This is a genomic window from Tardiphaga sp. P4_G1, assembly GCF_056401215.1.
The window spans coordinates 1-18,579 of sequence record NZ_JBFUJU010000014.1 but is presented as its reverse complement, the minus strand read 5'-3'; the positions used below and the strand labels follow the sequence as shown (position 1 = coordinate 18,579).

The window sequence follows — 18,579 nt, the reverse complement described above, 5'->3', positions numbered from 1 at the left end:
TCGGAGTGTGGCTCAGCCCGGTAGAGCACTGCGTTCGGGACGCAGGGGTCGCAGGTTCGAATCCTGCCACTCCGACCATGATTTCAATGACTTAGTCATTTCGTTCGACGACCGGGCAACGAAATGGGCAACGAAATTACCCTTTTACACAGCTGCTCGAGCATCGGCTTGGCCGGCGTGGTTTTTTCGATGGCCGTAGCAATTGGGGTTATGTCGGCACATGCCGAACAAGTTCAGCCGATCGAAATCAGTCGGGGCACCTTGGTTGCTGTGGTGCCTTACAGCACAGGTGCAATGGTCGCGGCGGATAGCCGGGAAACGATTTCTGGGCTGTACTGCGACCAGCGGCTGAAAATTCGCACGCCTGACGGCATCGAAAACCTCGTCGTTGCTGTGACGGGCAGTTCGCGGTTTTATGACCTGAGCGCTTTGGTCGGAAAAGGTCGCGTGATCGCGCAGCCTGATCTATGCAGCTTCGTCACTTCTGCTCCTCATCTTTTCGACATGGAAAGCATAGTCCTCGACTGGCTTCGTGCGGAAGGAGCAAAGTCAGCAAAAGATGTATCAATTGATCGTCTTGCTGCTCACTGCGTCGAGCGCTTCGCAAGCTTTATGGCGGTGTACCCGCAGCTAGCGCCGCCACCGGCCCCAAACGGACTAATGAACGTCATCCTTGTTTCATACGATCCGAAATCTCGGGAGACGCTCGTCAGAGATTTTAGAATCAACCAGTCAGCCGCGGGCGCCGTGTTTTTCAGCGACACCGCTGTTTATCAATATGGCCCGTCAACGCCGAGCGCTTTCAGACTATTCGGTGAGGCCGACAAGTTTGCTCAATTCGTTTGGCCGACATTCCGTAGTAGTCAAAGGCTCCGAGCCGACACGCGCAGCCTGCTGTCTAAGCAGGTCCTCACTTTGGATGTGAGTTCGCTCCAGGCGGAGGCTTTCGCCGTGGATTTGATCGATCACGGCGCGGATAATCCAAATCTCAACACGTCCGAAGAAGGTGTTGGTCGCCCAGTCAGGTTAATGCGAATAGACGCTACTGGCCGGCCCGAAATGCTACGATGATCGTCGAGCGCTAAACGCCTCAGCCGCTTCCTCTTGGAAGTCGGGATGGTGGTGGCCGTAATTTTCCTGCAACTGCTCCAGCGTCATTCCTAGCCAGCCAGCGGCCTGCCAAGGATCCGTGCCCTTCTGCATGACCCACGTCGCCGCCGTGTGCCTCAGGATATGGCGGACGACATCGGCGCCGAGGCCGGCGTCCTCGACGATGCTGTCCCAAGCTGACTTGATCTTCTCCGCATACTGCTCTCCGTCGGCGCGGTGAATGACGAAAAGAACAGGCTTGCCAAGTTCGTTCGCGAGAGCGGTGTCGAGTCTGTGCCAGCGTGCAAGGTGCGGGCGTAAACGGGTCGCGACTTTTGCCGGTGGCCGTCGCTTCTTCGTCTGAAGCTCGTCGGGACCGCGACCGTGATAGACCCATCGATCGCAGTCCATCCATGGATGCGTTGTCGTGGCCATCCATTGCGTGCGTCGAATCGTTTCTTCGCGGCGTGCGCTATAAACGCCCATGAGGAAGAAGCGAGCGGTGGGCCGGCGGCGGGTGATGACCCAACTGGGGCGGCGATCGAGCCCGCCATTTTCTTTGCGCTTCCAGGTGTCCCGTTGGCGATCCCAAATAAATCCCAGCGCGGCGCCTAACAGTCGAGCAGCTTCGGAACGAAGCAGCCAACGCTCGCGACCTTTCCGCTTTTCGGGAAGCGTGATCTTGGGCACGGCATCGAGTGTGTACTCGGCATGATATACGTTGATCGCTGAGCGCAGATCCTCAAGATGACGGCGTGCCGTTTGGTCGGAGATGACACGGCGCTTCTCGAGATCGCGCTTCTTGTTGCGCTCATTCTCTTCGCCGGCGCACCAATCGACATAGTCACGGCACTACTCGCCCTTGATCTCCCCGACCTTGTAGCGACCAAAAAACGTATTGATGCTCGACAGGCGGATGACGAGTTCGTCGTGCCGGCGGACTATCTTGCGATCGTCGTTCGAAATGGGCTGGCCGGCCTCAATGCGACCCTTTAGTTCATCGAACCGCTTCGGCAGTTTCGCTTCTTCGTAATAGCCGACAACGTCGGCGATCAGGAGTGCAGTGGGATTACGAGTACCGACTGTAGAGGTGTGCTTTTTTGCGAGGTAGGCTTCGAGCGCGCGCGCCGCTCCTTCAGTTTCGTCGCGAGCGCAGCCTGTGCCGCTTTGCCGTCCACGATCGAGGATGTACCAATAGCCTTTGTCGGCTCGGTAGAAGAGCCGTGGAGGGCTCGCTTTTCGGCCAGGCATGGTCTCACCAGGGCTTTCACGGCACGAGGGGTCGTCAAATCTTTCCCTGCGACCTTGGCTACGGCCAGCTTGCCGGTCCGGATCGCGGTACGCAGGGAAGAGAGGGTCAACGGCCCCTCAGGAAAGAACAGCTGGATCGCCTCCGCAAGGGTCATGGCCTCATCGTCCGCCCAATCGGACAGATTTGGGCGGCTTTTGACCCGAGAAAGGCGATCCCTGGCCCTTCGCATTACGCGGTCGCGCGCCGACTGGGCGAGATAGCCGTAAGCCCATCTACTTCAATAGCGTCCGCACAGTGCTCCTCGGGCTCAGGGAACGTGTGATCTCCGGCAGACGCCGCCGCCTCCCATTCGTCGCGAAGCGCCAGCGCCTTTTGCTCGACCTCGTAGACCATGAACATCAGCTGATCGCCGGTCTTCTTCAATTCCTGCAAGGCCTGCTTTGCAGTCCATGGCGTATTCTCGACGTCGATGGCCTGGTTGCCGTAACTCTCAACCAGAGTGGCGGCGATCGACGTCATCTGCACCATGTCGGCAAGGCCGTATTCCAGCTGCTTCATCGCGGCCAGCACTGCCATGTCACCGGCCAGTATCTGAGCTGCGCTCCTGGTTACCTGCCGGGGACGAGCGATCGACGAGTCCGTTTCGGGTAATTGCAGCATCAACGTGACCCTCCACAACCCGCGCGGAGTGCCTTGGCGCCTTTGGTGGGAACGCGATCGCGCGGCGCGCTCGATGCATCGATGCCGAGCTTCTTGAACACAGCGCGGGCCCGATCCGTCAGCTTGCTCTGATCGTGGAAGGGATACGATTTTCCGCGTCCGGTGCGCTTGGCACAGACGTCCTGAACGGGATCCTCGAACGGGATGCTCGTCAGCGGGTATTCGTGATTGCCGTAGAGCTCAAGGCCAACGGACAGCAGCTCGTTGACCAGGAACGCTTGATAGCGATGAAGCAGGCCGCTGCGGGTGAGCCGCGTACCGCGCTGAAGCGCTCCGACTACCTTTGTCGGGCGGGGAGGCTCAGCCAGCAATCTGGCTTTGTCCGCGATGCCTGCCAGTTCTTTGACGCTGAGCACTTCGCAGTCGTCGCCGGTGTGGGTGTCGATGTGCCTTGCGACCAGAGCAAGTAGAATCGACACCTCTCGCGAGTTGTACAACTTCGCCTTAAGAGCAGATCTGAAGATATCCCAGGCAACGATCATGGCCATCTCAAAAAGTGCCTCGTCTTCTTCCGATTTATCGCCCGGCTCATTGAACCTCTGGCAGATTTCATCAGCCTTCTTGTGCCAGTGGTCGAGCATGTGCACCGGTTGGCATTCAAGAGCGAAGCCGTCTCGGCCCATCGGTGTGCTGCCATAGATTGGGTGGAGATCGGGCTTCGCCAACGGTGTAAGCACCGGTGGATTAGTGTCAGCTTCGCTGCGTTTTCCTGATCGGACCGAACGTGGCGGCGCCATCGATTTTTTGGCTGTCGTGGTGGTGTCGAGCATATTTGAACACTCCGCTGTCTGAGTGGCGTTCACGCTGTAATCCCCCTGTGCTGGATGGAGGCACCCAGCCGAGACGGCTGGGTGCCATGATGTTGAGAACGAGCTAGTCGAGGGTCATCCCCAGAGACCTTCCGAAACCGTGTCGCCGCGCGTCGTCGTGCCGTCCTCGTAGAGCGTCGCATCGAGAGAGACCAACGGCGCGTTGCCGAACTTCGCGTATTTCGTCGGGAACATTTTATTGTAGCTGGCTGTGAAGTGGCTCACGCAAGCCGCCAGCCCATCTGCTGTGATCTTCCCGTCTTTTGCCGCTACCCAAATGTCGTTGATGACGTCGCTACGCATGTCAGGCGGCAGATTGGTCGGCACCACCGCGTCGATTGCTTCAAACGTAAGCTCTACGGATGAAGTGGGTGCCTTTGACTTGCGCGGCTTCATGGCCGGTGTACGAGTGACTTCGCTTTCATCGATCTGGTAACGTGCCTTCTGAGCGCGACTATTGGCCCCCAGGATGTTTTCTCTTGCCAGCCGGTCAATCTCGGGGAAGCCTCTGCGTAGCGCTTTGAAATTCCGATGCGCCAGAATAAATCCAGGTTCGCCGCCCGAAGTAAAAGACTTGATCGGCCGCTTCAGCAGTAGCTGCACCAGCACCTTGCCCATAACTTCCTCGCCGGGCACACGCCCGCGCTTTTGCGCGGCGGCGGAGCATTCGACACAGCGGGTATAGCGCCGACCATTTGCCTTTTCGGCGTTAGGCTCAGTCGGCAACAGATGCCCGCGCCGACATTTGCCATCGGTGTTCTTATGCGGGATGCCCTTCAGAGCGTCGGCGGCCTTGGCATTCTTCGCCAGCAGATCGACCATCTCAGTGCCCCATATAGGATAATCGTGCGCGTGGGCGTCGAACTTCTGAGGGGTGCAAACATAGGTCGCGCCAAACCGCGTAGTCCCGTTGGTGAGACGACGCCGAGTCACGCCCGCGCGAACGCGTTCAGCGAACAGCTGTGCCTGCTGAGGTAGCATCAACCGCGAGTGCTGGTTGTTCTCCAGCATCGGCCTGGCAAGATCATTCAAGCAAGGTTTACCGCGACACTCTGCGGGATGTGGGCACGCCTTGCAGATGGCCTTGATGTGCAAAGGCGGGGGCAGAGCGTCGAGTGTTGCCTTAATAGCAGATCGGTGATCGTCGGCTGAGTACGTCATTGCTTACTCTCCTGCCGCGGCGAGGATGATAGCTGCATGACTCTGGCGGGCGGCTGACGCCAGCTGCACCCGCTCGCCATACTCCAACGAGTGATTCGCGTCGTTGCCGTTGCTGTGTTCCGCGCAAACCTGCCAGCGCGAACCGCACCCGCGATATGTCTGGTCGGTGGTCGAAATGCGCAGCCGGCGAAGCTGCAGGTCGTGACCCTTACTGCTTCCTCGTCCGCTCCATGCTGCCTTCGCGCCAGTCTGCGCGTCGGTCGCGGCCGGAACGGCTAGAGCGGAGGTGGTGCTGGCGGGCAGGGACAAGGCGGCGGCTCCCGAGTGAACGAGAGTAGGAAAGCATAGCTTGCCACGCTTGGCAAGTAATACTTGCCAATTAGCCGATGATTATTTCATTCCAGGGGTAGATCCGATCAATTGCCTCAACCTTTGAAATCTCCAGCTTTGCCGTTTTGTCGGGACAAAGCTGCCGCACGGTGATGTTCTTGTCGTCACGACCGATAAGTTGACGAAGGTAGCAGTCTGACCATCCGTCTTCTTCGTTGCCGACCATTCGAATAAGAACGTAGTCGTTAAGCGACGGAGTTCGTCCTGCGTCGGAAAAAATCAAATCGCCCTCATTGTATCTCGGCGCCATGGTTCCCCCCACCACCCAAGTAGCGACACCGCCACGAGTTTTGACCAAGCCCGGCGGACGCGACAGGGAGCCAATTATCTCGTTATAAACCCGGAATCCCGTGCCGCCCTCTGCTGACGATCGGAAGATATGGACATCTCCCGTCCCCATTTTCTCTAGAATCGCCTCAAAATCGGCCCTTGGTATCGGATTGTCTGATTTTCGCGGTGGCCAGTGAGCATTCGGATCTAATTGTACGAGTCCATCCAGCGCGGCGCTCACCTCAATGCCCAAGTGAGCGCTTAGTTTAAGCAGGTTTAGGGTGGAGGGCGCGGTGTCCCCACTTTCCCACTGACCGACAGCAGATCGCGTGACGCTCATGTGCTTTGCCACGTCGTCTTGTGTCAGCTTTTTCGCCTGCCGCGCTTGACGGAGGGCGGCCCCCAATAATTTGCTCATGCTGTCACTTTCGCAAGGGTGCCTTGCCAAGACTAGGCAAGAATAACTTGCCTTTTAAGCAAGCGCCGCTTATATTCACCAAATGCCGTTCAATTTCCGAAACGCTTTGAAGAACCACGGCGGCGTCAATGCGCTGGCCGAGGCAATCGGGGTGTCGCATCAAGCCATCAGTCAGTGGCGCGAAGTGCCCCCGAAAAGGGTACTTGCGGTTGAGGCTGCATGGGGCGTCTCTCGCCATGTCATCCGGCCCGACGTCTACGGGCCGGAACTCAGTGCAACGTCCAGCCCATCTGCTTCCGATAGTCCCAGCCATACTGGTCGACCATCGCCTTGTCCCAACTCTGAAACCTCCGAATCGCCTCAGCCCGTTCATGGGCTCGTCGATCATGTCGTGACACCGTCGCCGGTCGGCGGCTGACGTTCTCTGCTGTCCGGCGTCCGTGCTGGCCCTGTTCTGTAGTTCGCATTTGAATTGCCCCGTGGTGGTGAAGGTCGATGACGCAAGCATTCGCAGCAACTGGCCGAAACGCCAAAAACGGGGTGAGAGAAAACTGCAGCGAAATATCAAATTTTGCTACGTTTTCGACCATTCACGAAAGCCTCACTGGATTCTTCGAACGCCTTAAGCCCAAGAAAACTTGGGCCTTAATTGCGGATACGCTTCGTCTCGGCGAGCACACCGCGAAGCACCGCGCGGCCAACCACACCAGCTATTCAATCGAAGAGTTGCAGATCCTTCTGCACAGCGATAACGGCCGCGAGATACTCGATCTGTTGATGGCGTCGGCGTCGCCAGTCCCAACGTGGTGGACCGAGTGGTGCAAGACTTGGGAGCTAACGGCGATCCGCCGAGAGCAGGCCCTGCTGCAGCAGCGTGCTCTCGCGCTGGACAACACCCCGATGGACCGTCCCGCCCGCCGCAAACTGAAAGCGTTCGCCGATGCCGACCGAAATATCAGCGCCATCCGCGCCGAACAAGAAACTGCCCAGGGCCTTCGCCATCAGGACCTTGATCGCGCTGTGGATCGCAGCGTGGTTGCGGCCGCCGCCAAAACAAAAATCCCCGCCGCTGGAATGCGGGCGGGAGGGCGGGGACGATGACCGTGGCGACACCGACCTTTAGCGTGAAGAACTTCGAACGGTTCCAGCATTACAAGGACCGATCGCCGCCGTGGATCAAGCTCTACAACGAGCTGCTCGACGACTATGAATTCGGACGTCTACCAGATGCTAGCAAGTTTCATCTCGTTGCTATCTGGCTGCTAGCAAGTCGCTCCGAGAACAAAATTCCATACGATCCAGCTTGGGTCGCGAAGCGTATCGACGCTAACCAGCCGGTCGATTTGATGCTGTTGGCCGCGCGTGGATTTATCGTTGTAGATCAGGAGCTACAGAATGCGGGGCATTCTGCTAGCACGCCGCAAGCAGAATGCTTGTCCAGAGAAGAGGGACAAGTACAGGATATAGTAGAGGATATAGAACAGAAAAATCTCTCTGATCGAAATCCAAATCCGATTATCCCGTTTCCGAAGAGGGCGACGCCGAGTCTCGATGGCTTCGACGAGTTCTGGTCCATCTGCCCTCTGAAAAAATCTAAGGCCGCTGCGCTGAAGGCGTGGCCCAAGGCGATCGCCACCGGTGCATCGCCGACGGAAATCACCGCGGCGATGCGCCGATACGCCATCGAACGGGCAGGGCAGGACCCTCGCTACACCAAACACCCATCGACGTGGCTGAACGGCGGATGCTGGGCCGACGAGCCCGCTAGCCCGCTCGGTCACGCGTCCCCCGCCGGCATGAGCGGTTATGCGCAGATCTTGTTCAACAGACACATGGAGCGAAGCAGTGAGCCGAATGCCGACGCCTAAAACCACCAGGACTAGCCAGGGCTCGCCTGGGACCGACTTGCCGTTGGCGAGCGAACTCGCGGCGATCCGTCTCGGATGGGAGGACGGCCGCCTTTCGGCGCCCTTGCCCGAGCCGGTGCGCGAGCGCCTGACCAAGCGACTGGACCTGCTTCGATCATGCTCCAGGCCTGCTGCGGTCGAGGCGATCGAGGAGGAGATTGCAAAGCTGATGCTGGGCTTCCCGTCGACCCGCAGTGTGCCCGTGATCGAGGTGCAACTGCAGGTGCGCAAGTATGCCGAGGATCTGCTCGGTGTACCCCTCTGGGCTGTGAAGGATGCATGCAGGGATATCTCGCGGGGATCGGTGGCGGCCCTCAACCCCGACTTCCCGCCAACGTCGCCGCGCCTGAGGCTGGTCGTGAACAGCTACGTCTCCAGGGTGCACCTCGAGGCGCATGAGATCAAGCAAGTGCTGCACGCGGCCGTGCTGTTGCCATCCAATCCTGAGGTGCGGCAATCGATCCGCGATGGATTGTTGGCTCGCTCGCGAGAACTCGCCCGTGTGCATGACACTCCGCCGAAGCCGGCGCCGACGCCCGAACAACTCAAAGCTCACTACGACAATCACGGGCTCCAGTTTCGGGCAAAGCCCGTGCCTGACACCGGGTCGACATCGCAGGGTGACATATGAGCAGGAGCGTAAGCACCCCGGGGGGGCGTCTAAATGTCTGGAAGCGCTCACCCGCAGACCGGCGCTATCCCTTCACACGCACCGAAACCACTTTTCCTTTGAAAAATTCTGGTGGCCTCAGTGAGTAGGACGACCGGCGGTTTGCCCCCGAAGCCAGGCGCAAAGGCGCCGAGCACGCCAAAGCATCTCGAAACGCCGGAGCGTCGAATGTGGCGAGACTGGACTGCGGCGCATCGGTTCGAAGATGAGGCGTCGTTGGCTCTGCTTCGCACGACGCTTGAAGCGCATCAGCGTGGAAGGCACTGCCGTGAGGCCATCGATAAGGATGGGGAGGCAGTGACGGATCGTTTCGGGCAGTTGAAACCACATCCGTTGCTTGCTGCGGAGCGAGATGCCCGATCGGCGTTCTTCGCCGGCATGAAGTCATTAAACTTGGATCTGGAATAATGAATAGCCCCCCGAGAAAACGGCCACGAGCCGGCGCAGGTACCGTATCAGAAGCCGCGTGGGCTTTCCTGAATGATGCTCTCACAGACGACATCGGTACGAGCTGGGAGCGGTGGGGATTGGAGGCGAACCAGCCTTTGTTTCTGAAGGGACCGCCGCCGGCCGAACTCTGGGCCCAATTCCGAGACGTCGTGTTGAAGCGTTGGATACTTGACCGGCCAGGTTCGCGTCCGTCGCTATGGTGGCGGTATGACGCACCGCGACTTCCGCAGGGCACATACGAGAATTGCTTTTGGGATGGGATGCTGCCAGAGCCGCGGCTGCGCATCGGAGGTGTCGGAACAGCGCTTCACGATATCCTGGCATACGTGCCTGTCACTTATCTGGGCGTTCCAAAACACTGGCAGGCCCACGAAGAGGCATCGATAACCCCCGAAATTGAACCAATTAATCCAGAGAATCCCCCAACATTTGAGTCGCAGGCGTCCTACTTGGATCGGTTCAGTCTGATGACCGCCTCAGAGAGACGCCGTGTCCATAGCGCGCATTTCAGTCCCGAGTCTGTGATCGACAGCCTCGCAAGCGCCCGGTCCCTCTCCAGTGACAGTCAAGCCATTGGCTAGGTCAGCCGCGGAAAGGCAGCGCAACCGGCGGGCCAGGAAGGCGCTGGGAAAGTGCGTCCTCCCTCTGACAATCAATCTGGGCGACATCGCTGACAAACTAGTGGATGCAGGGTTCCTCCCGGAATGGTCTGCAGAAGATGCGGAGGCGATAGCCAATGCGCTCGCTCGAGCGCTGGAGCGGTCTGACCTGTTGCGCGTCACGCGTGACGTTCATCGCCAAGGCATCCTGCTATCGGAGGATGATTAGCCGCTGAGACAGGAGCAGCCAATGGTTGAAAATCGAACGGTCGGGTCTCCCAGCGACGATGAACGCTTAGTTGGCAAGTCGAGAAGAGCTGACGTTCCGCACTCAGTTGCTAGCCTTTGTCGGGCGCTTGCACCCGTTATCAACGAGTTCGTGGAGCGTTCTGTGCAGGAGTCGCTTTGCGGATTGAGCGAACGCGTCAGAGCGCTGGAAACCCGACTGTAGTTGGCAGACGATGTTGTTTCCGCGAGCAAAGTTTCAAGAGGCCGAGGCGGTCAGGACTCCGGAGGTCCTCGCGAAGCGGCAGCCAGAGCCTGCGACGAAACTGCGATGCCATACCGGATCGCGCAGCCGCAACACTAATCTTGCGTGACCACGGTGTACTGGCGCGGATCAAGGAGAAAGCCATGGCCGATACAGCAGCGATAATTGACCTCCATCAGGCGCGGATTGCTCGCGACATCGGCTCCGATGAGAGGGAGTTTTCAACCGTGACCGACCTCCTGAGCTATCTCGTTTCGATTGGTGTTTATCGGCTCGATGAACATGGAAACTACAAATTGATCCAAGGAGATCAGCATAATGACTGAAGGCGTCCGCACGCCAAACGTTCCCCTTGGCACGCAGCTCAGCGAATTTCTCGGGCACGAAATAGTAGGCGGCCAACGGTCGATCAAGCGATTCCCGAGGAGCGCCGTCCTCGGCGTTTACGATGCCCTCGCTGGTGGTGCAGGTGGCGGCGTCGTCTTCACGACAAAATCCCAGGCAGACTCTCATCTGGCTTACGCTGCAAACATCATGGCCTGGGTCGTCACAGACCCTAATCCAGCGCTGAATGGCAGCTATCAAAAGCAAGGGGTCTCGGGCGCAGGCTCATGGTTGCGTGTCGCCGATCTGCCGAATGAGTTGATCACGCTCTCGGTCACCGGAGGGACGGCTGACGCCATCGTCGCGATCGCGAGCCCTCAAGTGCCCTCACAGCCGATATCAAAATTGTTTTTGCTCACTCCCGAGTTTGACAACACGGGGCCAGCCGCAGTTACCATTACTGGGATGAACGGTGGTGCGCCAATATCGATCACTAACGTTCTAGGGTCGTCTCTCGCGGCTCATTCCTTAGTCGCCGGATCACCGGTGTTGATGATGTGGCAAAGCGGCCACCTGCAATTGCTCGTGTCTCTGCCTGTGGATGCAAGCGGCGTTCTATATGATGTGCTGGCCGCTCGTGATGATGCTAGCGGATACGCCAGTGCAGCCAGCGATTTTGCGGATTCAGCCCAAGCGTCTGCGTCGGCACTCGGCAACCAGGTGCATCAGTACGACACTCGCGCGATGGCGATTGCCGCAACAATCCCAGCGGTATTGAATTTCGTTCGGACGCTCGGGTATGCGTCTGCGGGAATTGGCGGCGCTCTTTATGTCCGTGGCGCGACTTCTCCAGGATCTTTTACAAGCAACGGCGGTGCGGTTACGTGGGTTCTTGCGTCGCAGCAGTTGGACATCTGCATGTTTGGCGCCGATCCGACCGCGTCTGCCGATAGCGCGTCCGCGATTAACTTGGCGTGCTCAACAGGGAAGCCTCTTTACATTCCGGACGGGACCTACTTGATTGGCTCTGTTGTTAATCTTGGAAGCACGGTCGGTGTCTCGGCGTCACTATATGGACGTGGTCAATACGCTGCCGTTTTCCAAAGAGCGCCAACGTACACGTCGGGCCATATCTTAAACATAGATAATCCGAGTGGTCCTTGCAGCATCACCGGCCTGCGCATCAATAATGCCAGCGGTATCATAAATACAACAAATGGCGCCGGTATCCATCTTGGCCTCGCGACTGACATTACGATCCGCAATGTAGATATATGGAACGGCGCTACCGGCCTATATGTGGACGGCGATACGTCGGCCCGCGTAGTAGTCGATAACTTCCGTTATATTCAAGACAGTGTCTATGGAGTCGTTAACGATAGCTTCTACGGAATCGCCATTGTCGGGCAGCACCACTTCGACCTTTACTTCACCAATTGTGTCATTATCTCCACTGCGGGCGCTGCGCATACGCTCCAAACTGGCATATATATAGATTGCGCCGATGGTCTTCAGTTCGCAAATGTCAGCATCGGCGGCCCGAATGTAGGTATCCACGTTGCAGGAACGGGCTCTAAGAACGTCGACGACATCTACTTTGTTAATTGTCTTGTCGATAACGTTAAGCAACCGGTCATTGTGAATGGATTCAACGCTCCTCACGCCTACATGAACATCCGTTTCTCGGCATGTCATTTCAATGGGCAGAACTCCGCTGGCTCAGCTGATGGTGTGACCATTGCAGGTGATGCTGATGGCGTTCAGTTGATCGGCTGTAATATCAACCTCGCTTATGGCAATGGCATCGTTATCGGTGCTGGGAATGCCTACGATGGCGCTCCGAAGCGCCAGATCATCGTTAGTGACAACATCATTTCCGACAATAATCTCAGTAATAGCGGAGGTTTTGCAGGTATCAGCGTCGCTGATGGCGCAACTGGTTTCACGATCACTGGCAATTCAATCGGGAACCGTGCGGCTGGCCATCAGTACTATGGGGTTCGTGTTGGTAACTCATGTGGCAACTTCATCCTTGCGGCCAACAACTGCGTTGGCAATGTGACTGCCGGGATTCTCGTAGGTTCGAGCGCTTTCAACTACGCGAATGCCAACAACATCGGTTGATGGCGTTCAGATGAGCGCGAGGGAATCGATATGTGAGAAGGCACAGGCCGTGAAGCGAGCGATTATATCGCAGCCTTCTATCGGCCGCGAGCGCGCTGAAGCGTGAGGTGTACCGGATTTGGCTCGTGGTGGTAGCCGGCAAGGTTATAGGTGTCGACGCCGATGCCCACGATCCCGCCGGCGATCACGTTGCCACCAACAGAGGCGGCGCCTGCGACGGACGAGGCGAAGCTCAATCGCTTCGCCTCGGTTTCATAGCCGTCCTTCGATACAATGATGGTGACATCGTCGTTGCGCCGGACTGAGAGGGCGCATGGCGTTATGCAGGTCGCCAGAGAGCCCGTTCCGCCAGCGCGGGCAGTTGCACCAGGTGGGTCTGTGATCACGTTGATCGTCTCTGATGTATCGCGCACGACCGTCGCGCAGCCGACGACAAGAGGCGCCAACATTGCGGCGATGACCATTCGGTACATGTGATTTCCCCCTCAGCCATCCAAGCGCAACGACTGCGCGAGAGCAACCCGACCTTTGTCTTGAGGGGCGATCACCGGACGAGAGTGATCGCCAGGACCGGCTCTCACCTCAGGCGGAGATTTTTTCCAGTCTGGAGAAAATGCGTACTGCGTACTGGGACGCGTTCTCAAAAAACTTCATGAAATCAGAGCAATCGTGCCCAGCGAGCCAGCGTGGTACGCGGTGTCTGGTACGCATTTGCGTACCGTGCCTATGGCTTCGACCAGTTGAGGTACAGGCTGATCAGCGAGATGGCGGCGGACCCTAGCGATATCAGCCAGGCATTCCGCTGGCACAGCGCCACAAAGCCGCGGCTGCCAGGTGCATAGCCGACTACGTTGAGGCGGGTGTCGGTCACAACAGCGTTGAGCTTTGCGCGTAGGGATAAGTCAAACTTCTCGGCTATCGGCCGGATCTGCGCTTCATTCCAGAGGCTGAGATCGGTCAGTTTCTTCGCGTACCGTTCTGACAGGGCCGTCTCCAACTTGCGGCCGGCGCGATCGACCGCGTTGGATGCGTCTCGCGGCGAGTGGGTCCGCAGCGCGAAGTCAGCCATCTTCGCGAGGGTCGTGTCAAAGATCGTTTCGAACTGGTGCTGCAGCGCGTGAATATGATTGCCGCTTTTGTACATGCTCTTGCCGGCGTGCTCCCTGCCGACCGCTTGTATCGTTGAATCCGCCTGGGCGGCTGCGTCTGTCGCCATCTGCGACAGCCTCTCGGCGATGTCGATCCTGTTCATTCTTGTCCCCCGTGGCACCTTACGCCAGCCGACCGGACGCGCGAAAGCGCCCCGAGAGGGAATAGACTTTTACTTTTTGGATTTTCGGTCGACGCGGACGTCGCGGAATTCCTCGGAACCCTTGAGAAGACGCCGCTTCCGGCTAGCCTGGTCGTCTACTGTCGCGCCCTTGTCGGTCATCTTATCGATTGCGCCGCCGGCCATTTCGCTGGCGCGGGTGCGCTGGGTGGCGCTCTTCTGCCGCTTTGACCGTCAGACCCAGCTCAACAAGCAGGCGGATGGCTTCAGAGCGAGATTCCGCCGCCTGCTTTTCGGCCCAAATCGCTTCGCCCGTGTTGATATCCAGCCAGATCGCGGATGGCGGCGAGGGCTTCCGTTCAGCTTCGGCCATCAAGGCAGAAGTGTTCGCGGTGACCTGCTCGGTGGCCAAACCGTCAAGCAGAATGCGGGCTTCCAGATCGGTGCTGATCGCGGCGACTTCAAGATCGATCGGCAGTAGCGGGCTTTAACGAGGCTCCGTTCGTCGCCCGTTTGGGCGCTCTGTCGGTCAAACTCGATCGTACTGGTCAAAATGCCGCCTTGGTCGGTAAGACCATAGAACATGCAGTTGCTAACTTAGTTCCGAGGAAGAAGCTCACTCAGCGTCGATACCAAATGTCAGTCTTCGAACAGCTCGTACTTCTGCCGAAGCTCAAGGGTGAGGGCTCCAACGAAACGAGCGCATGTAAAGTGGGCGAGGCTATCAGCTTGACTCGTCACCGCGCTCCAGCCCGGACCTTCGGAGGTCCTTACCTTTCGAATCTCGACGGATACTGCCGGCGGACATTCCGGGTGCTGGTTCATGCGCTCGCGAAAAAGCTGCGCCAGGTCGGCTTTGGAAATTGGCTTCTTTGCCATCGGTCCCTGCCTTCTGGCAGTAACCCTAGCAGCAAACGACCGCAGCCGGCGGTATTAGCGTCGCCCGACGTGAAGTCAGTCGTGTTTCAAGCTGTAGTAATCCCGTAGCTGCGCTTCTATGCGCGTTACCGCACTCGTAAGCTTCGGAAATTGCCGGCACTCCCTGGCATTCGTCAGTGCGCTCCAGTCCCCACGACCTCCTCTGGGGACGATTGCTATCCGGGCATAGCTCATATTGGTTCCAACGAGCTTCTCGTGGAAGTGCCAGATCAGATCGTCAGCGGTCGCAATCTTCTTGGGCATGAACGTCCGAGGGTTTCTGGGGTGAATTTGGCCGAGGCGATCCAGCCGCCCCCTATTTCGTACAGACGAGCCTCGTGGTCATTCTAGGACAGCTGATAACGATCGCGCCGCTTCCTGTCGCCGGAGGCTGAAAAGTAGGGACAGTGGATGGCCCTTTGCTCCCGATCGGAATGCAAAGCGCGCTTGCCACAGTTTCATCTGCTTCGCAGTTGGCGGATCCAGTTTTCTCAACAACCCTGAAGACCGTCCCGTCTCTGCCCGGCGCCCCGTCTTTGCCGTCTTTACCGGCAGCACCGTCCCGACCGTCCTTGCCATCTTTCGGCAGCTCCCTGCCACAACCGGTAAGAGGGACGCTAAGCAGCGCGATGCAGGCGAGGGCGAGTATTGATTTCATATAGTGCTCCGGTCTTCGACTCGATCCTGCCAGCGAAGATGACAGCTAATGGCCGACTCGCGGAGGTATCATGACTGAAGAGGTTCGGCGTCCGAGAGTTCCCACGGCGTCCAAATCTCACGCAGCCCTGAAAGCTGTGATCAAGTGACGCACTTGGGGATTCCGAGATGCGATTTCAGAACGAGGGAAAGGTCTGGAACCGTGCGATCAACGACGCAGCGCTGGCCTATGGCTACACGGAAGCAACCGTCCGATTCATCTTGACGGCGCGAGAGATCGCTCAGGCCGAGATCGTCGCTGACTGGCTGCTCTGGCTTGGAAACAGTGACGGGGGCGTGCGCCGGCTCGTCTCAAGAAGGCGGGGTTTGCATGCGTCGATGTGGCGTCGGCGGGCAAGGCGTGCCGAGTTGGCTATGCCCTGGACTTGCCGGCAGCGATCCAGCGCTTCAAGCGGACGTCACCAGTGCCGATGGAGGTGGAGGACGTCATGTGGGTCCCGAGCACGTCAAGATTTACAGAGAGTACTCTCCAACAAGGTGGCCTTGGCTGATGTGATCACATCTGGATGGCACCAGAAGATCACCGCGGCCGCGAATGCGAAAAATGAAAGTGGTTCAAGGTATCGACGCCACGTCGCGAAGCACGACAGAATTAAGGAAGCAAAAGCGATCGTGCTTGCTCGAAGAAGCGAGCCGCTAAAGATCAGGACGGCGAAAAAGATAAGGGCCCCGATGATTAAGGTCTTCAACACGGGCCTGATGTAGTTGGCTACCTCCAGTACATCGCGCTCGATACCGACTGGTTGAATCTGCGACACTGTTTAGTCTCCCGATGGGCCATCCCACTCGACTATCCAATCGGACTGCAGCGTATTTGTCCACAACACCTCGGGTTCCACTGGCCTACTCAAACAGTACATAATTACCGGGAAGTAGCCGAGGGGGGCCGACGGCGACGGACCAGTAAGCAGGATCAGAGCATGCTTGATCTGCTGACCTTTGCCGCCCGCAAGTAGCAACCGATCACCCGGTCGAGTGACCAAATGGACGAACTGCGCTGAACTGCTGACTGCTGCAGGCAAGGCGCCTTTCCTCGCAAGCGCCGTGCCGCGGAAGACGAAATGCGGAAACGCCAGCACGCGTGGCGCATTCGTGGCCGAGAATATCGTTAGCGGGGATTTCTCCGATGAGATGAAAAAAGGATCTGGGCATGGCCGGTCAATAGATAAAAGGCGCGCTTGTTCCTGACCAGAGGGGACTTCGTTAAAGGACGCATTTAGGGCTGGAGCGGCTTCTTCACTCGTTCAAAGACCTTCTCAACTGGGTAGTCGAGAAACTGGCAGATCGCAAAGAGTGTGCTGGCGCTGATGCGGTTCGCGGCGCGCTCGTATTTCTGGACCCGCTGGAAGGAACGCCAACGGCTTCGCTCAGTCCCTTAGCGACGCGGATCTTGGGATATTCTCGGCCGATAACACCCTTCAACTGATCATCATCGTCGACGAGTGCACCGAGCCGGATGACTGCGAGTATGCAAGGCTAAGCTTGCAGTCAGAGGCATGGGCCCGGCGATTGCGCCGAGCCCCAGTTGTCTAGCAGAGTACATCCGTCCAACTAGACAGTTAGTTTCCACCGCTCGCGCCGCCACCCCGCTAATTCATTGTAAGAATGCGAGCATTGAGTGCTGCCGCAAAGAGTATCCAGGCGAGATAGGGCAAAAGCAGTAAGGCGGCGGTGCTGTCGACGCCCAACCCTATGATGATGGTCACTCCTATTGCCGCGAACAACAGCGAAATAACAATCATGCCAGACCGCAGATCGTGGCGACCGAAGAAGATCGGCGACCATATCGCGTTCAGGCCGAGCTGGATGCCGAATGCGCCAAGAGCTGCGGTTCGAGCGGGCGAAGGAGGTGCCTCCCAGAACATCCACACGGACAGCGCCATGAGGAAATACAGAATGGGCCAGACGATGGGAAACGCGATGCGCGGTGGTGTCCACGATGGTTTCGCCAAACTCGCGTACCAAGTCGGAATCTCAGGCGTCGTAACCCGAGCGCCGATAAACGCGACGCTATAACAAATCGCAAGTGAGCAGAGTAAGGACGCGACCGAACTGTTAGTCATGCACCGTTAAGTCCTTGCGTTCCCACCAGTTCCCCGGCCTCAGACGACTTCCACATGAACGTGGCGCCGCGCTCGTACATTTCGATATGCCGTCGGAGACGCCTTGTCGCGGCCGGCCGTGTACTCTCCGACACTCCCGCCCTTCAGGAATGTGCCGTCCACTCACCAACGGGGATGCGGCCAGCCATCGCGTCCAGTGCTTGCTTTCAGGTCGCAGAATGTTGGTAGTGCATTGTCCGGCTTTTTCCGGAGTTATTCCCCGGTGGCGTACTGCTTGCCCTAGGCGTCCGGCTTGTCGGTGCGCTCCTTTGCCTTCTTGGAGAAGGCATCGCTCGACGACGGCATCCCCCAGCGTAGCATGGCCAACTCACGCCATCTTCCTTTCGGCGGAGGAGGTGACGCTCTTCCAGATTTGGCTATCGGAGGACATTTGTCGTGTCCTTCGTCAAATGGGGGGCGGCTTCGAGATCGCGGCCGAGTGTTATCGGTTGATCGGGTGGAGAAGGGCGGTGATGCCGGCGAATGCCCTTGAGCCAGATCAGCAGTGCTTCCCAGTGGATGCCTGCGATCACTTTCAAGGTCAGCAGGGGGTAAACGCAGAAGGCGTGCGCTAGAGCTGCGTCGGTCAGATTCTGGCGGGTTGCAGCGAGCTTGGCGATGAGCAGCGGCCCTTGTGCATCGTGACCGATGACCGAAACCGTCAAATCCTTTCCCGGAGGGATGACAGAAAACGAATAGACCATGTCGGTGCTCATGAAGGGGGAAACGTAGAAGGACTTCTGGCTTTTCTGGCGGATTGGCACTTTCGTGTCGCGGGCAACGGGAATGAGATAATTGTGACGCTCACCGAACGTATTGCTGACCTCGTATAAGATCGCCGAAATCGAGTTGTCTCGCCTGTAGCAGAAATAGATGCTCAGCGGATTGAAGGCGTATCC

At 58.1% G+C, this 18,579-nt stretch carries 22 protein-coding genes and 1 tRNA gene; 10 read left to right on the top strand and 13 right to left on the bottom strand.

What is annotated here, in order from left to right; genetic code table 11:
- Position 1 precedes the first annotated feature (1 nt).
- Positions 2 to 78 (top strand) — tRNA-Pro (locus AC1DUY_RS27650).
- 45 nt (positions 79 to 123) lie between these two features.
- Positions 124 to 1,071 (top strand): hypothetical protein, encoded by a 948-nt coding sequence (locus tag AC1DUY_RS27645; RefSeq protein WP_478118492.1) that lies wholly within the window; start codon positions 124 to 126, stop codon positions 1,069 to 1,071.
- Here AC1DUY_RS27645 and AC1DUY_RS27640 read toward each other — a convergent pair.
- The 7 genes from AC1DUY_RS27640 to AC1DUY_RS27610 form a co-directional block, all read right to left on the bottom strand.
- Positions 1,063 to 1,779, bottom strand: a complete 717-nt coding sequence (locus AC1DUY_RS27640; RefSeq protein WP_478118490.1) for a site-specific integrase — start codon at positions 1,777 to 1,779, stop codon at positions 1,063 to 1,065. The two genes, AC1DUY_RS27645 and AC1DUY_RS27640, sit on opposite strands and share 9 nt — an antisense overlap.
- A gap of 162 nt (positions 1,780 to 1,941) precedes the next feature.
- On the bottom strand, positions 1,942 to 2,340 hold the full coding sequence (locus tag AC1DUY_RS27635; protein WP_478118488.1) for a hypothetical protein: 399 nt from the start codon (positions 2,338 to 2,340) through the stop codon (positions 1,942 to 1,944).
- A 229-nt stretch (positions 2,341 to 2,569) separates the two neighbouring features.
- The gene (locus tag AC1DUY_RS27630) at positions 2,570 to 3,001 is read right to left on the bottom strand and encodes a hypothetical protein (protein WP_478118486.1); all 432 of its coding nucleotides are present in this window, start codon (positions 2,999 to 3,001) and stop codon (positions 2,570 to 2,572) included.
- Positions 3,001 to 3,831, bottom strand: a complete 831-nt coding sequence (locus AC1DUY_RS27625) for a hypothetical protein (protein ID WP_478118484.1) — start codon at positions 3,829 to 3,831, stop codon at positions 3,001 to 3,003. Before AC1DUY_RS27625 ends, AC1DUY_RS27630 begins: the two co-directional genes overlap by 1 nt.
- 114 nt (positions 3,832 to 3,945) lie before the next feature.
- Positions 3,946 to 4,692 carry a hypothetical protein gene (locus AC1DUY_RS27620; RefSeq protein ID WP_478118482.1) on the bottom strand — a complete coding sequence of 249 codons (747 nt, stop codon included), beginning with the start codon at positions 4,690 to 4,692 and terminating at the stop codon, positions 3,946 to 3,948.
- Between the two features lie 342 nt (positions 4,693 to 5,034).
- Positions 5,035 to 5,340, bottom strand: coding sequence for a hypothetical protein (locus tag AC1DUY_RS27615; protein WP_478118480.1), 306 nt, complete (start codon positions 5,338 to 5,340; stop codon positions 5,035 to 5,037).
- Between the two features lie 70 nt (positions 5,341 to 5,410).
- Positions 5,411 to 6,109 (bottom strand): helix-turn-helix domain-containing protein, encoded by a 699-nt coding sequence (locus tag AC1DUY_RS27610; protein WP_478118478.1) that lies wholly within the window; start codon positions 6,107 to 6,109, stop codon positions 5,411 to 5,413.
- A gap of 82 nt (positions 6,110 to 6,191) precedes the next feature.
- Here AC1DUY_RS27610 and AC1DUY_RS27605 point away from each other — a divergent pair, with 82 nt between their 5' ends.
- The 7 genes from AC1DUY_RS27605 to AC1DUY_RS27575 all read left to right on the top strand — a co-directional run bounded on the left by AC1DUY_RS27605 (position 6,192) and on the right by AC1DUY_RS27575 (position 12,673).
- Positions 6,192 to 6,527 carry a Cro/CI family transcriptional regulator gene (locus AC1DUY_RS27605; RefSeq protein WP_478118476.1) on the top strand — a complete coding sequence of 112 codons (336 nt, stop codon included), beginning with the start codon at positions 6,192 to 6,194 and terminating at the stop codon, positions 6,525 to 6,527.
- A gap of 77 nt (positions 6,528 to 6,604) precedes the next feature.
- The gene (locus AC1DUY_RS27600) at positions 6,605 to 7,210 is read left to right on the top strand and encodes a hypothetical protein (RefSeq protein ID WP_478118474.1); all 606 of its coding nucleotides are present in this window, start codon (positions 6,605 to 6,607) and stop codon (positions 7,208 to 7,210) included.
- Positions 7,207 to 7,977, top strand: coding sequence for a hypothetical protein (locus tag AC1DUY_RS27595; protein WP_478118472.1), 771 nt, complete (start codon positions 7,207 to 7,209; stop codon positions 7,975 to 7,977). The genes AC1DUY_RS27600 and AC1DUY_RS27595 overlap by 4 nt, the downstream gene beginning before the upstream one ends.
- A 43-nt stretch (positions 7,978 to 8,020) precedes the next feature.
- Positions 8,021 to 8,647 carry a hypothetical protein gene (locus AC1DUY_RS27590; protein WP_478118470.1) on the top strand — a complete coding sequence of 209 codons (627 nt, stop codon included), beginning with the start codon at positions 8,021 to 8,023 and terminating at the stop codon, positions 8,645 to 8,647.
- A 207-nt stretch (positions 8,648 to 8,854) separates the two neighbouring features.
- Entirely contained in the window at positions 8,855 to 9,094 is a 240-nt protein-coding gene (locus tag AC1DUY_RS27585) for a hypothetical protein (RefSeq protein WP_441229380.1), read from the top strand.
- Positions 9,095 to 10,368: 1,274 nt separating this feature from the next.
- The gene (locus AC1DUY_RS27580) at positions 10,369 to 10,551 is read left to right on the top strand and encodes a hypothetical protein (protein WP_478118468.1); all 183 of its coding nucleotides are present in this window, start codon (positions 10,369 to 10,371) and stop codon (positions 10,549 to 10,551) included.
- Entirely contained in the window at positions 10,544 to 12,673 is a 2,130-nt protein-coding gene (locus tag AC1DUY_RS27575; protein WP_478118466.1) for a right-handed parallel beta-helix repeat-containing protein, read from the top strand. The genes AC1DUY_RS27580 and AC1DUY_RS27575 overlap by 8 nt, the downstream gene beginning before the upstream one ends.
- 77 nt (positions 12,674 to 12,750) lie before the next feature.
- Here AC1DUY_RS27575 and AC1DUY_RS27570 read toward each other — a convergent pair whose 3' ends face one another.
- Positions 12,751 to 13,146 (bottom strand): translation initiation factor 2, encoded by a 396-nt coding sequence (locus AC1DUY_RS27570; RefSeq protein ID WP_441229383.1) that lies wholly within the window; start codon positions 13,144 to 13,146, stop codon positions 12,751 to 12,753.
- 251 nt (positions 13,147 to 13,397) lie between these two features.
- The gene (locus AC1DUY_RS27565) at positions 13,398 to 13,925 is read right to left on the bottom strand and encodes a hypothetical protein (protein WP_478118464.1); all 528 of its coding nucleotides are present in this window, start codon (positions 13,923 to 13,925) and stop codon (positions 13,398 to 13,400) included.
- Here AC1DUY_RS27565 and AC1DUY_RS27560 point away from each other — a divergent pair.
- On the top strand, positions 13,909 to 14,424 hold the full coding sequence (locus AC1DUY_RS27560) for a hypothetical protein (protein WP_478118462.1): 516 nt from the start codon (positions 13,909 to 13,911) through the stop codon (positions 14,422 to 14,424). The two genes, AC1DUY_RS27565 and AC1DUY_RS27560, sit on opposite strands and share 17 nt — an antisense overlap.
- 158 nt (positions 14,425 to 14,582) lie before the next feature.
- Here the strand turns inward: AC1DUY_RS27560 and AC1DUY_RS27555 are convergent, their stop codons facing one another.
- The 4 genes from AC1DUY_RS27555 to AC1DUY_RS27540 all read right to left on the bottom strand — a co-directional run.
- Positions 14,583 to 14,822 (bottom strand): hypothetical protein, encoded by a 240-nt coding sequence (locus AC1DUY_RS27555; protein WP_478118460.1) that lies wholly within the window; start codon positions 14,820 to 14,822, stop codon positions 14,583 to 14,585.
- 1,202 nt (positions 14,823 to 16,024) lie between these two features.
- The gene (locus AC1DUY_RS27550; RefSeq protein WP_478118458.1) at positions 16,025 to 16,336 is read right to left on the bottom strand and encodes a hypothetical protein; all 312 of its coding nucleotides are present in this window, start codon (positions 16,334 to 16,336) and stop codon (positions 16,025 to 16,027) included.
- Between the two features lie 831 nt (positions 16,337 to 17,167).
- Entirely contained in the window at positions 17,168 to 17,641 is a 474-nt protein-coding gene (locus AC1DUY_RS27545; protein WP_478118456.1) for a TspO/MBR family protein, read from the bottom strand.
- Positions 17,642 to 18,057: 416 nt separating this feature from the next.
- The coding region (locus AC1DUY_RS27540; RefSeq protein ID WP_478118454.1) for a DUF1365 domain-containing protein at positions 18,058 to 18,579 on the bottom strand (522 nt) is incomplete at its 5' end.

Coding starts and splice junctions, on each gene's coding strand:
- AC1DUY_RS27645 (WP_478118492.1), top strand. CDS start 124: ATGGGCAACGAAATTACCCTTTTACACAGCTGCTCGAGCATCGGCTTG.
- AC1DUY_RS27635 (WP_478118488.1), bottom strand. CDS start 2,340: ATGCCTGGCCGAAAAGCGAGCCCTCCACGGCTCTTCTACCGAGCCGAC.
- AC1DUY_RS27630 (WP_478118486.1), bottom strand. CDS start 3,001: ATGCTGCAATTACCCGAAACGGACTCGTCGATCGCTCGTCCCCGGCAG.
- AC1DUY_RS27625 (WP_478118484.1), bottom strand. CDS start 3,831: ATGCTCGACACCACCACGACAGCCAAAAAATCGATGGCGCCGCCACGT.
- AC1DUY_RS27620 (WP_478118482.1), bottom strand. CDS start 4,692: ATGGTCGATCTGCTGGCGAAGAATGCCAAGGCCGCCGACGCTCTGAAG.
- AC1DUY_RS27610 (WP_478118478.1), bottom strand. CDS start 6,109: ATGAGCAAATTATTGGGGGCCGCCCTCCGTCAAGCGCGGCAGGCGAAA.
- AC1DUY_RS27605 (WP_478118476.1), top strand. CDS start 6,192: ATGCCGTTCAATTTCCGAAACGCTTTGAAGAACCACGGCGGCGTCAAT.
- AC1DUY_RS27600 (WP_478118474.1), top strand. CDS start 6,605: ATGACGCAAGCATTCGCAGCAACTGGCCGAAACGCCAAAAACGGGGTG.
- AC1DUY_RS27595 (WP_478118472.1), top strand. CDS start 7,207: ATGACCGTGGCGACACCGACCTTTAGCGTGAAGAACTTCGAACGGTTC.
- AC1DUY_RS27585 (WP_441229380.1), top strand. CDS start 8,855: ATGTGGCGAGACTGGACTGCGGCGCATCGGTTCGAAGATGAGGCGTCG.
- AC1DUY_RS27580 (WP_478118468.1), top strand. CDS start 10,369: ATGGCCGATACAGCAGCGATAATTGACCTCCATCAGGCGCGGATTGCT.
- AC1DUY_RS27575 (WP_478118466.1), top strand. CDS start 10,544: ATGACTGAAGGCGTCCGCACGCCAAACGTTCCCCTTGGCACGCAGCTC.
- AC1DUY_RS27570 (WP_441229383.1), bottom strand. CDS start 13,146: ATGTACCGAATGGTCATCGCCGCAATGTTGGCGCCTCTTGTCGTCGGC.
- AC1DUY_RS27560 (WP_478118462.1), top strand. CDS start 13,909: ATGTCGATCCTGTTCATTCTTGTCCCCCGTGGCACCTTACGCCAGCCG.
- AC1DUY_RS27565 (WP_478118464.1), bottom strand. CDS start 13,925: ATGAACAGGATCGACATCGCCGAGAGGCTGTCGCAGATGGCGACAGAC.
- AC1DUY_RS27555 (WP_478118460.1), bottom strand. CDS start 14,822: ATGGCAAAGAAGCCAATTTCCAAAGCCGACCTGGCGCAGCTTTTTCGC.
- AC1DUY_RS27545 (WP_478118456.1), bottom strand. CDS start 17,641: ATGACTAACAGTTCGGTCGCGTCCTTACTCTGCTCACTTGCGATTTGT.